We start from the raw sequence: 13,191 nt of genomic DNA on the forward strand, positions 1-13,191 counted from the left end.
TTAAAATCAATCACATGGAAGCAGAACAACTAAATGCCATCGCCAATGCGTTGAGCGATTTGACCCAACGTCACCATGCCCTTCGGGGGTATCTTTGACTACGAAAACAAAGAGCAACGTTTAGCCGAGGTCAACGGCCTGCTTGAAGACCCCAAAGTCTGGGATGATGCCGAAAAAGCGCAAAAGCTCGGCAAGGAAAAACGCATGCTGGAAACTGTGGTCACCACGCTGGATGCCGTCGCACAATCGCTGACGGATAGCCAGGAGCTATTCGACATGGCGCGCGAAGAAAACGATGACGATACGCTGCTCAGCGTCAGTGATGACGTAAAGAAAGTCGAAAAAACCATCGCCGAGATGGAGTTTAAACGCATGTTCTCGCAGCCCATGGACGCCAATAACTGCTTTATTGAGTTTCAGTCTGGCAGTGGCGGCACTGAGGCGCAAGACTGGGCGGGCATGTTGCTGCGCATGTATCTGCGTTATGTCGAGCGCAAGGGTTTTACGGTAGAGGTGCTGGAAGAGTCTGAGGGTGATATCGCCGGGATTAAAGGCGCGTCCATCAAAGTCAGTGGCGATTATGCATTTGGCACGCTACGCACGGAAAGTGGCGTGCATAGGCTGGTACGCAAGTCACCATTTGATGCCAACTCCAAGCGTCACACCAGTTTTGCCAGTGTGCAGATTTTTCCCGAAGTCGATGATTCGATTGAAATTGAAATCAACCCGGCCGATTTACGCATTGATACCTACCGCGCCAGTGGTGCCGGTGGTCAACATATTAACAAAACCGATTCTGCGGTGCGGATTACCCACTTGCCGACCAATGTGGTGGTGCAATGCCAGAATGACCGTTCACAACATCGCAACCGCGAGGAAGCGATGAATATGTTGAAAGGCGCGTTGTATAACCTGGAACTGAACAAACGTAACGAAGAGAAGCAGGCGCTGGAAGATGCCAAAACCGATATTGGCTGGGGTCACCAGATCCGTAGCTATGTACTGGACCAGGGCCGTATTAAGGATTTGCGTACCAATGTCGAGATCGGCAATACGCAAGGGGTGCTGGATGGTGATCTTGATCCATTTATTATGGAGAGTCTGAAGCAGGGCATGTAATTTTTGTGTGAATATTAAACCCGTCTGTTTGTTGATCGACAGGCGGGTTTTTTATTACTTGTTGTGATACAAAGCGTTACACAGCGATACACCGTTGAGATATTGATGCGCCTAGAATAAACCTGACATCACATGATGAGTGCAGGAGAACGAAATTTATGGCGAGTATTATTTGCAAGGTGAGCGCACAGTTTACCCAGAACATCTTTTTACGCTTAGATAAGCATCAATATGGTTATCTGGATCAGAGTACGCTGGAGCGCGCCTTAGTCGGCCTTAGTCAATATGAGATCAAGCAACTTTTGCTAGCGCTGGATCAGGATGGCCATCAGCGCATCTATCCGCATGCGCTTCATCTTGCCATCCTGGATTGGCTCAGTGAATCGAGCACTCTCCCGATTTCGACTTCATTTGCCAGTCTGATTGTCCTTTATGGACTGGATGACGAGGTTAATCTACAGGCGGCTTCTGGTTCTCGCCGACATATAACCAGCGATCATTCTCTTTTACAAACCGGCTATGCTCGGTAAGTTGCGTTTTTTTCTGGTTCCCACTCTGATACGTTGCGCTAAATTCAACTTCGGCATGTGTGGCATCTGACTGTTGATGTATTTTCACCAGTAACTTCATCCATTTAATGCCATTCAGGTCATCCAAGGTCAATGTTTCTGGCCTGGTGTCCGGATGCCAGGTCGCTAGAATATAGTCCGGCAGTTTCATCACATAAGCACTGTAGCGCGAACGCATTAAGCGCTCTGCATCCGGCGCTGCTTGCCCTTCATGTAAAGGCTGGCAACAAGCGGAATAAGGCTGGCCGCTATAGCATGGGCAAGGGTTTTTCATATGACTCCAACTCTCAAAAACACGCTATTTATCACTAGGTTGTTACCTGAGTGATAAGCTCTGGTCACAGATTAAAATAATTCGGACTGGGCCGCCGGCGGTGCTGCCAACAGCTTATCTATATCCAGCTCAAAAATACCCAGCTTCCCAGCGCAGGGCATCAACGGTAATGGCGTGGCTTGCTCAAATAGAAAACCATAATATTCTTGATGTACGCCGCCAAAATGCGCGCGCTGTTCGCGACTAATGCCAGCAGGTAACTCACCAGGCTTGCTGCACAAAACCAGTTTGGCAATACCAACGACGCCGCCATATTCCAGTTTATCTCGGTCAGGGATGGGAACGTCAGTGTGGCGTTTAATGTACTGATAATATTCCTCATACAGGCCTTTACTGGCATGAATGAGGATGGGGCCGCGATATTGCGTGCCCCAGCTGCGGTCGTCTACCAGTAAGTAACCGTTGGCAATCAGCCATGCAAATGGTTGCTTGAGAGACAATGCCTTAAGCACGCCGGACGGCACTAAAGTGGACATGGTCTGACTACCCGACAGCTTAATTGCCCGCGCTTAGGCGATTTCCCGTGTTTCCATAAACTGGATATCCGGATAACGTTCTTGTGCCATTTGCAGGTTAACGCGGTTAGGGGCCAGGTAAACGTAATCATCGGCACTATCGAGGCCGACGTTAAAGCCGTATTTATCCGCAATCGCTTTCAGGTCGGCATCAGAGCCTTTGAGCCAGCGTGCGGTGTAACAGTCGTAGGGCTCAAACACCATATCGACGCCATACTCATGTTCCAGGCGGTGCGCGACTACGTCAAATTGCAACATACCCACTGCGCCCAAAATCAGGTCGTTCGATAATAAGGGGCGGAATAGCTGCGCCGCGCCTTCTTCGGATAACTGTTTGAGGCCGATTTGCAGCTGCTTCATTTTCATCGGGTTTTTAATGCGTGCGCGACGGAAAAACTCTGGCGCAAACGACGGGATGCCAATGAATTTGAGTGCTTCGTTTTCGGTAAACGTGTCGCCCAATTTAATCGTCCCGTGGTTGGGGATGCCGATGATGTCACCGGAGTAGGCTTCATCCATAATGGTGCGGTCTTGTGCCATAAAAGTGATGGCGTTATTGACGTTGAGCATCTTGCCGGAGGCGACCTGCTTGATCTTCATGCCACGCTCGAAACGGCCCGAGCACACACGTAAGAATGCAATGCGGTCACGGTGTTTGGGATCCATATTGGCCTGGATTTTAAACACAAAGCCAGCGAATTTTTCTTCGTTAGCCGCCACAGCACGGGTGGCTGTTTTGCGGGCTTGTGGCGGAGGTGATAAGTCGACTACCGCATCCAGCAGCGATTGCACGCCGAAGTTATTCACGGCTGAGCCAAAAAATACCGGCGTTTGTTTACCGCTTAAATAACGTTCTTTATTAAATTCGTTAGAAGCGCCACGTACCAGCTCAATATCTACGCGCAGCTCTTGCGCCTGGTAGCCAATCAATTCATCCAGTCTTGGATTATCCAGACCTTGAATGGTCTCTGAAGTGCCTTTTTCAGCGCGCGGATCAAAGAATAAAATGGAGTCATTGACCAGGCTATACACGCCACGGAAGGTTTTACCCATGCCGATTGGCCAGGTCATGGGCGCGCATTCCATGCCCAATGTCGTTTCGATTTCATCCAGCAACTCAATAGGCGCGCGGCTTTCGCGGTCTAGCTTGTTGATGAAAGTAATAATTGGCGTGTCGCGCATGCGGCAGACGTTAAGCAGTTTAATGGTTTGCGCTTCGACGCCGTTTACAGAGTCGATCACCATCACCGCCGAGTCTACGGCGGTCAGGGTGCGATAGGTGTCCTCCGAGAAGTCATCGTGGCCTGGTGTGTCCAGCAGGTTGACCATATGTTCGCGATACGGAAACTGCATCACAGAGGAGGTGACGGAAATGCCGCGTTGCTTTTCCAGTTCCATCCAGTCTGAGGTGGCATGACGCGCCGCTTTACGGCCACGCACTTCACCGGCGACCTGAATCGCACCACCAAACCACAGCAGTTTTTCGGTGAGCGTGGTTTTACCCGCATCCGGGTGCGAAATGATGGCAAAGGTACGGCGGCGTTCAACTTCTTGCTGCAAACTGGACATGAAAAAATAGCGCTTTGGGAAAAAGCGCTATTTTAACCCAGATTTTACATTGGGCCGCATCATGCACCTGGCCGGATTATTTTCGCATCAGGAAGATGGCTACTGCCGCGAACACAATCAGGATAATCAGGCCTTCCACATTCAGTCCGGTCTTAATTGATTGGCTGTTTCAATTGTTCCAGAATGGCGGGATTGTCCAAGGTGGAAATATCGGAAGTGATTTCCTCGCCTTTAGCCAGACTACGCAGCAAGCGGCGCATGATTTTGCCTGAGCGGGTTTTGGGCAGGTTATCGCCAAAGCGGATTTCGTCGGGTTTGGCAATCGGGCCAATTTCCTTACCTACCCATTCGCGCAGTTCAGCAACGATTTTTTTCGCTTCTTCACCTTCCGGGCGCTTGCCTTTGAGCACGACATAGGCCACTACAGACTCACCTTTGATCGGGTGCGGTTTACCCACCACGGCAGATTCAGCCACTAAATGATTGGCGACTAGGGCTGATTCAATTTCCATGGTGCCCAAGCGATGACCAGACACGTTCAACACATCGTCAATGCGGCCCATGATAGTGAAGTTGCCGGTGTTGACATCACGTACCGCGCCATCGCCCGCCAGGTAAAGATTGCCACCCAGCTCAGCCGGAAAGTAGCTGGTTTTATAACGCTCAGGGTCGTTATAAATGGTGCGTATCATGGATGGCCAGGGTTTCTTAATCACCAACAGGCCGCCGCTGCCCCAGGGAATGTCTTTGCCTGTTTCATCCACGACATCAATATCAATGCCAGGAAAGGGCAGGGTGCAGGAACCTGGTACCAGTGGTGTGGCGCCAGGTAATGGTGTGATCACATGGCCGCCGGTTTCGGTTTGCCAGAAAGTGTCGACAATCGGGCAACGGTTGCCGCCGACCTGTTCGTAGTACCACATCCAGGCTTCCGGGTTGATCGGTTCACCCACGGTGCCCAGCAGGCGCAGGCTGGATAAGTCGAAATGGTTGGGGTGGGTAGTGAAGTCAGTTTCACCGGCTTTAATCAATGAACGGATCGCTGTCGGCGCGGTGTAAAACACGCTGACTTTGTGGCGCTGGATCATTTCCCAGAAACGGCCAGCGTTAGGGAAAGTAGGGATACCTTCAAACACGATTTGTGTTGCGCCCATGGCCAGTGGGCCGTAGGTCACATAGCTGTGGCCGGTAATCCAGCCCACATCGGCCGTACACCAGTAAATATCATCCGGCTTGATATCGAACGTCCAACGCATGGTGTTCATGGCATGCAGCAAATAACCTGCTGAACTATGTTGTACGCCTTTGGGTTTGCCAGTAGAGCCTGAGGTATAGAGCAGGAATAAGGGATGTTCGGCATCGACCATTACGGGTTCACAGGTGTCGGCCTTGTCGGCAATCAGGTCGTGCCACCAGGTACATTTATTATCCCAGGCCACGTCCTGGCCAGTTTTCTTGAATACCACCATGTGGCGAATGCTGTCACAGCCACCCATGGCAATGCCTTCATCTACCGCTTGTTTCAGTGGCAAGGTTTTGCCGCCACGGTATTGGCCGTCAGAGGTGATGACGGCGACTGCACCGGCGTCGATAATACGTTCGTTCAGGCTCTTGGCCGAAAAGCCGCCAAACACGACGGAGTGGATAATACCCAGGCGTGCACAGGCCTGCATGGCGACGATGGCTTCAATGCCCATCGGCAGATAGATAATGACGCGGTCACCTTTGGCCAGCTTGAGCGACTTCAAGCCGTTGGCGAACTGGCAAACCTGGTGATACAACTCTTTATAAGTGATATTTTTTACATCGCCGTTATCTGCTTCAAAAATAATGGCGGTTTTATTCGGGATGGTTTGCAGGTGCTTGTCCAGGCAGTTGGCGGAGACGTTCAACTCGCCATCTTCAAACCATTTATAGAATGGCGCATTATCCTGGTTCAGCGTTTTGGTGAATGGCTTGTGCCAAATCAATAACTCGCGTGCCAGTTTGGCCCAAAATCCTTCGTAATCCTGCAATGCTTCTGCATGCAGGCGCTGGTATTCCTCCATGCTGCCCACCGCTGCCTGGCTGGCAAATGCCTTGCCTGGCGCAAATACGCGGTGTTCATGAAGTACTGATTCGATAGACATAGCGACCCCCAAAAATCAATGTCAAAAAATGAAAGTGTGAGCGAACCTCAGGTATTATTATTCTGGTTCTGATTGACAAACTCTCCGAGCACACAACTCATTACAAGAGCAAAAACTCATGCAACAGCTTGCCCAAATTCTAACAGAAAAGCAGGTCGCGTCTACAGAGGCCGCCTATTTACTACATGCAGCAGCCTGCAGCCCATTTTTTGCCAGATTCGTTACGAAACATACAGATTTTATAACTGATTTGTTAGATAACTTATATAAGACATATAAGACTGAAGATGTTAACACTTTGTTTTTATATGAAAAAGATATTGAAGAATCTGTTTTTTTGCAACAAATCAGGCTGAACCGGCAGCGTTTAATGGCGCATATGATCGTGCGTGACCTGAATGGTCTGGCAGACTTTGCCGAAGTGGCAGAAATCACCAGTGCCCTGGCAGAATCAGCCATTACTGCGGCGGTGGATTTTTATCACGCCCGTTTGGCAGAAACCTATGGCAACCCACGCGATGCACAGGGTCAGGCGCAACGCATGATTGTCGTCGGCATGGGCAAGCTGGGTGGTCGCGAACTGAATGTGTCGTCTGACATAGACCTGATTTTTGCCTACGAGCAAGAAGGTGATACGGATGGTGCAAAGTCGGTCAGCAACCAGGACTTTTTTACCAGATTAGGCAAAAAGGTCATTGCTGCGCTGGATGATGTCACGGCAGATGGTTTTGTGTTTCGCGTCGATATGCGTTTGCGGCCATTTGGCTCAGAGGGCGCGCTGGTGTGCAATCTGGATGCGCTGGAAGATTATTACCAGAATTATGGCCGCGAGTGGGAGCGCTATGCCTGGATTAAAGGCCGCGCCGTGTGCGGGCCGGACACGGCGCTGACTAAGGTGATGAAGCCTTTCGTGTTCCGCAAATACCTGGATTTTAACGCCTATGCGTCCATGCGTGACCTGAAAGTGCAGATTCAGCGCGATGTGGTGCAGCGCCGCCTGTCTGATAATATCAAGCTGGGGCGTGGCGGTATTCGCGAAGTCGAGTTTATTGCGCAGGTGTTCCAGCTGATTCGCGGTGGGCAAGTCCCGGATTTGCAAATCAAGCCGACATTGGCGGTGCTGGATTGTCTGGCAACGCGTGGCATGCTGCCTGCTGACGATGTCTCTGCGTTAAAGGAAAGTTATATTTATCTGCGCAACCTGGAACATCGGCTGATGTATATCGATGACCAGCAAACACAGGATTTGCCAGATTCTGAGACTTACCGCGGCTATTTATTGCAAATGCTGAAGCAGCCGGATTGGGCCAGTTTCATCGCTGAGCTGAATATTCACCGCGACCGCGTACAGCGTTTTTTTGACGATACGTTTAAAGACGAGCAAAGCAATGACTTGCAGCAGGAAACCGCACTGTGGCAAGGCACCGTGAGCGGCAACGAAGCCGGGCAATGGCTGGAGGAACACGGCTATACACGTGCCAGTGATATTGTGCATTTGCTGCAACAAACGCGTAACAGCCAGCGTATTCAGCAGTTGCCTGAGCAGAGTCGCCGCCGCCTGGATCAACTCATGCCTTTGTTGTTGCGTGAAGCGAGCCAGCAGCAAAGCACCACGCCGGATACCGCCTTGATACGGACGCTGGATTTGCTGGAGAGCATCTGCCGCCGCGCCAGCTATTTGGCCTTGCTGGCTGAGTTTCCGGATGCGTTGGCTTTGATTGTTAAACTCTGCGCCGCCAGCCCGTGGATTGCGCAATATGTCTCTGCCCACCCGATTTTGCTCGATGAGTTGCTGAATAAGCAGACGCTGTTCAAACGGCTGGATGCGGCGCAATTAAAGATTGAGCTCACGCGCCATATGCAGCAACTGGCGGGCGATGTGGAGGCGCAGATGGACGCCATGCGCCATTTCAAGCATGCCAATGTGCTCAAGATCGCCGCCCAGGATTTGATGACGGCTTTGCCGCTGGAGGCGATTTCAGATGACTTGAGCGCGCTGGCTGATGTGATTCTGCAGGTCAGTGTGCAGACTGTTTGGCAAAATCTGCCGTTTAAGCATCTTGAAATCCCGAAGTTTGCGGTGATTGGCTACGGCAAGCTGGGCGGCAAAGAGCTGGGTTATTTGTCTGACCTGGATATTATTTTCCTGTTTGAAGATGAGGCCGACAGGGCGCAGGAGATTTATGCGCGTTTTGCGCAGCGCCTGAATACCTGGTTTAACACCTTGACCAATGCCGGCCTGTTATATGAAACCGATTTGCAATTACGGCCAGATGGCAATAGCGGCTTGCTGGTGAGTACGGTGCAGGCCTTTGCCGAATACCAGCAACACAAAGCCTGGGTGTGGGAGCATCAGGCTATTACCCGCGCACGTTTTGTGGCAGGCGAAACTGCGATTGGTGAAACATTTGAGCAGGTTCGTCGTCAGATTATGTGCCAGCCGCGCGATACTGCTGCACTCAAACAAGAGATTGCCCACATGCGCGAAAAAATGCGCGAGGCGCATAAACCCAAAGCCGATCGCTTTGACGTCAAGCAAGGGGTAGGCGGTATTATTGATGTTGAGTTTATGGTGCAATATCTGGTGCTGGCACAGGCAGCGCATTATCCTGAGCTGACTGACAATATTGGCAATATTGCCTTATTACAGCGTTGTGCCAAGCTGGGTTTGATTGAATCAAGCGCGCTGGCTGAAAAAGTCGCTGATGCTTACCGTGAATATCGCACCTTGATACACCATGCCAAATTGCAAGGTCTGGATGCGCTGGTGGCCGACGACCAGTTGCAGTCCGAGCGGGCGGCTGTGGTGCAATTGTGGCAGGCGCTGCTCGCTGACGATTGAGCGTGGCGTCGGCTGATTGCTCTAACTGTCCGCCACATCCTCTTGTGGCGTTGCATTTCCGCTATAAGTAATCACCAGGTTACGGCCGGACTGCTTGGCTTCATAAAGCGCCAGATCGGCATGTTTATACAGCAATTCGTAGGCATAAATCGTCTCTGCTGCGCACGAAATACCAATGCTGATTGTGGTGTGGAAGCTTTGCGTACGTTGCGTGGTATAAAACGACAATTCGGCAATCCTGACACGTATGCGCTCGGCAATCACGCGCGCCTCTTCCAGGCTGGTGTTGGGTAATACCACGGCGAATTCTTCGCCGCCCAATCTGCCCAGCAGGTCTTTTTCACGGATGGTGTTTTCTATGGTGCGTGCACAAGCGACCAGCACTTGGTCGCCTTGTGGGTGGCCGTAAGTATCATTGATGATTTTGAAGAAATCGATATCCAGCATCAGGAAACACAGCGGCTCGCCAGCATGATCTGCCTGTTGCACCATCGCTTTGGCCCGATTGTAAAAGGAGTGTCGGTTGGGGATTTGCGTCAGGCTATCGATGGTGGCTTCTTTTTCGGCTTTGTCTTTTGCCCGTTGTAACTCACGCGTCCTCACCTTGACTTGATCCTCCAGGGAGTGGGTCAGGCGCTGCATGTCGCTGCGGAAGTGCTGCAAACTGCCAGACATGCTTTTAAACAGTTTGGCCAGTTTGCCAATTTCATTATCCAGATGGTCAGGCAGTGGCAGCACATTGCCGGTGATTTTTTCATAACGTTGTCCTTCAATGGCGCTAGACGCGTCCATAAATGTTTCCAGCGGGCCAACCACTTTTTTCATCATCACCAGATACAGCATGATGAGTTCAATTACCAGCGCAAACAGGCTGACAATCAGGATGAATTTGGCTGCCTTGAGAGAGGGGGAGGAGAGCAGAGATTTTGGATACACGGTCACAAACCACCAGCCCGGGCCATCAATTTTTGTCACGGCGAGAAATTCGTCATCCGACTCGACAATAAAGTAATCCTTTTGCTTTTTCTTGATATTGGATTGCAGCGTTTGAAAGTAGTGATGCAGTTGTGTGTCTTTCAGCTGTGAAATCATCAGCATGCCGCGCGTACGGTTCATTTCCTTGATTTTGGCCGGATGCGCAATCAGGCGGCCGTCTTCCCTGAAAATAAAATTATAAGTGCCTGATAAATGGTCATTAAACACGCGTTCAAACAAGGCATTCAGCAAAATGTCATGGCCGATATTCAGTGTGTTGGTTGGCGTGATATCAATCGGCGTTTCCAGTGACACCATCCATTCCAGCGCGGTGGGGTCATAGTAAAGGCCAGTCCACACGCTTTTGCGCTCGGGGTTGTTTTGCCGCGTGGTGATATAGACCCATTCCTCACTTAGCACATTCAATTTACTGGTGGCGTTATCCGCCCATCTCACCCCTGGCCAATACACAATGTTGACGTTCTCCGGCATGGAGACGTAGAGATTGGCAAACTGCCGTGTCCAGGCCACACCAAAGTGATCGACCATGGTGTAGGCAAGCAGCAGTTTTTTTCTGAAGGCATTGTTTTCAATCGGGGCATTGGCGCCAATATAGGCAGTGACATCTTTGCTGATCAGGCCGGAATGGTTGAAGTAACCGTCGTAGGCTTTTTTCTGCAAGCGTATGGTCTGGTCTGACCTTCTTTCAAACACGTGCCAAAAGAACGCGTCGTTATAGAAAAAGTCCTGCTGCCAGTGCGCCAGATAGGTGGCCCTGAAAATCTGGTGATTTGACTCCGCCAGTTTAAAAATTCCGCTCTCGCGTTGCCCGCGCTCCTGAATGTAATGCTCCAGGCCGTCTATGGTCGAACTGACCAGGGTTTTATAAATATGCCAGTAGGTGAGTGCACTGACGACAATAATGACGATGCTGACCCTGACGGCCATCTGCAACATCACATCCATGGTTAACGATTGTTTGTAGTTCGGGAAACGCATAATCATTCCGGGAAAGCTATATTTCTGGAGACAGTGGAAATCGTGCTGAATGTGAATTCAGGAGGAATAGCAGATGGTTGTTGCAGACATACACGCTCAAATCTTATATTTATGTTGTTTTGTTTTATATCAATCCGCCTGTGGCAAGGATTGTTTCGCAGCCCTGAGAATCAACATACTCCTGCGTTCACGGAGACGCAATGACTAAATAGGCCTAATGACGTCGCGTGTTGCAGATTGCTGCAATTATGCTGATTTTGTTGAAAACGGGCATAAGCGTCGATGGTTGACAGTGACGGCCTGAAAATGAAAATACTGCACTTACGGTAGGTTGAGTTTGCAATAGGCCGAGTTTGGCAGACCGGCCTTGGTAGGCCGGTTCGGAGAGAGAGGGTAGATGCTTTTAGCAGCCCCAGCGTAAACCGGCCGTGTGTACCGGGCTATCCCAGTGTTGTTTGATCTCGTTATCCAGCAGGCAAACAGTGAGTGAAGCGCCTGCCATGTCGATGGCGGTAATGTAGTTACCGACCAGGCTGCGGGCAATGCTGAATCCTTTCTCTGTGAGCAATTTAGCCGCCGTGTTGTAAATCAGGTATAACTCCATGAGTGGCGTGGCGCCCAGGCCATTGACCAGCAGCAAAATGTCGCCTTGGGTCGGTAGTTGTTTGGCTTCGAAGTCGTGCACGATGGCATTTACCATGTCGGCGACAATGGCATCCGCTGCACGCATCGCTTCGCGGCGGCGGCCGGGTTCGCCATGGATGCCGACACCCATTTCGATTTCGCTGTCGCTGATGTCGAATGTTGGTCGACCGGCGGCAGGCACAGTACAGCTAGTGAGCGCTGCGCCTATGCTGGAGGTATGCAGGTTGATTTTATCGCCCAGCGCCTTGCAACTGGCGAGGTCAGCGCCGGTTTCTGCCAGGCTGCCGACACATTTTTCGATAATCACTGTGCCTGCCACGCCGCGGCGGCCAGTGGTATACGTGCTGTTGACGACGGCGCAATCATCTGAAGTGAGCACTGTTGCATGTTCAAACGACAACATTTCAGTCGCCATTTCAAAATTCATCACATCACCGGCATAGTTTTTAACTATAAACAGCACGCCTTTGTCGGCATGCACCGCTTCTGCGGCTGCCAGCATCTGGTCAGGTGTAGGGGAGGTGAATACCTGGCCGGGGCAAGCCGCATCCAGCATCCCTTTGCCCACATAGCCTGCATGTAGTGGTTCGTGGCCAGCGCCGCCGCCAGAAATGATGGCAACTTTGTTATCTGATTTGTGTTTGCGGCTGACGAAAGTGGGGTCGAATTGCACTTCGACCAGATCGCTATGCGCAGTGGCAAAGCCAGTCAGGCTTTCAATCAGCATGTGATCAACGTTGTTGGCGAACTTTTTCATATCGATGCCCCTGTTTTTTTGTAAGCGGATGGCGTAACGCCCGGCTGGTAATGGTTTGCTTGTGACTGCCTTGTTTTATTGTCCCGATAGCACAAGGTCACAGATGGTATCTATCATCACCTGACAACTTTTCGCGCCAGCATCCAGATGACCGATCACTCGCTCGCCCAAGCCTGAGGCGCGGCCTTTCGTCGCCAGCATGTTGCGGGTAGATTCCAGGCCGTCGCTGGCGATGGGCTTCAAGGCTGCGGCGATGTCTTTGTCAGACTGGCCTTGTTCTGCCAGTTGCTTGAATGTGGTGGCCACCGGGATCAAGACATCCAGCATGGTTTTTTCACCGGCTTGAGCCTTGCCGCGTTGCATAATCGCCTGCACGCCTGCTTCAAACGCCAGTGCGATTTGTAATGTGGTGATGGTGTCACTGGATTTAAGTGATTTGCTCATGCTCATAAAAAAGCTGGCAAATAAGGGACCGGAGGCGCCACCAATGGTGCTGAGTAACTTCATGCCGATCTTGTTCAGCGCATCAGCGGCGCTTAGGGTGTTGAGTTCATCTGCCAGGCCAGCAATCGCTTCACAGCCACGCTTCATATTGATGTAATGGTCGCCATCGCCAATCTCGCGGTCCAGGCATTCAATATCGGCTTCGTGGGCCAGAATGGCATCACGGATGGCGGCGGCATAACGGTTGATGACTGAACTGTGCATTGTCGGCAGCTTAAAGAGACTGAAAACCGC

Annotated in this window: 8 protein-coding genes and 1 pseudogene; 2 read left to right on the plus strand and 7 right to left on the minus strand. The window is 51.1% G+C overall.

Annotation, left to right across the window (positions count from 1 at the left end):
• Positions 1-14: 14 nt before the first annotated feature.
• A protein-coding gene (prfB, locus tag B3355_RS02185; RefSeq protein WP_292779773.1) for a peptide chain release factor 2 occupies positions 15-1,119 on the plus strand; the annotation gives its coding sequence in 2 pieces (ribosomal slippage) (positions 15-95 and positions 97-1,119; 1,104 coding nt in all).
• Positions 1,120-1,569: 450 nt separating this feature from the next.
• Here the strand turns inward: prfB and B3355_RS02190 are convergent.
• The 4 genes from B3355_RS02190 to acs form a co-directional block, all read right to left on the minus strand.
• Positions 1,570-1,962 (minus strand): YchJ family protein, encoded by a 393-nt coding sequence (locus tag B3355_RS02190; RefSeq protein ID WP_292779775.1) that lies wholly within the window; start codon positions 1,960-1,962, stop codon positions 1,570-1,572.
• 71 nt (positions 1,963-2,033) lie between these two features.
• Entirely contained in the window at positions 2,034-2,498 is a 465-nt protein-coding gene (locus tag B3355_RS02195; RefSeq protein WP_019881859.1) for a hypothetical protein, read from the minus strand.
• 33 nt (positions 2,499-2,531) lie between these two features.
• Positions 2,532-4,106, minus strand: coding sequence for a peptide chain release factor 3 (locus B3355_RS02200; RefSeq protein WP_024929798.1), 1,575 nt, complete (start codon positions 4,104-4,106; stop codon positions 2,532-2,534).
• A gap of 152 nt (positions 4,107-4,258) precedes the next feature.
• Entirely contained in the window at positions 4,259-6,235 is a 1,977-nt protein-coding gene (acs, locus tag B3355_RS02205; protein WP_292779778.1) for an acetate--CoA ligase, read from the minus strand.
• A gap of 109 nt (positions 6,236-6,344) precedes the next feature.
• Here acs and glnE point away from each other — a divergent pair.
• A pseudogene (glnE, locus tag B3355_RS02210) lies at positions 6,345-9,077 on the plus strand (bifunctional [glutamate--ammonia ligase]-adenylyl-L-tyrosine phosphorylase/[glutamate--ammonia-ligase] adenylyltransferase); the annotation flags it as partial.
• A gap of 21 nt (positions 9,078-9,098) precedes the next feature.
• Here glnE and B3355_RS02215 read toward each other — a convergent pair.
• The 3 genes from B3355_RS02215 to dhaL all read right to left on the minus strand — a co-directional run bounded on the left by B3355_RS02215 (position 9,099) and on the right by dhaL (position 13,161).
• Positions 9,099-11,051 carry a sensor domain-containing diguanylate cyclase gene (locus B3355_RS02215; protein ID WP_292779780.1) on the minus strand — a complete coding sequence of 651 codons (1,953 nt, stop codon included), beginning with the start codon at positions 11,049-11,051 and terminating at the stop codon, positions 9,099-9,101.
• Between the two features lie 403 nt (positions 11,052-11,454).
• Positions 11,455-12,453, minus strand: a complete 999-nt coding sequence (gene dhaK, locus B3355_RS02220) for a dihydroxyacetone kinase subunit DhaK (protein WP_292779781.1) — start codon at positions 12,451-12,453, stop codon at positions 11,455-11,457.
• Between the two features lie 75 nt (positions 12,454-12,528).
• A complete protein-coding gene (gene dhaL / locus B3355_RS02225) occupies positions 12,529-13,161 on the minus strand; it encodes a dihydroxyacetone kinase subunit DhaL (RefSeq protein ID WP_292779783.1) in 633 nt (210 codons plus the stop codon).
• Positions 13,162-13,191: the final 30 nt, after the last annotated feature.

This window comes from Methylophilus sp. UBA6697, from assembly GCF_002454655.1.
Lineage (GTDB): Bacteria > Pseudomonadota > Gammaproteobacteria > Burkholderiales > Methylophilaceae > Methylophilus.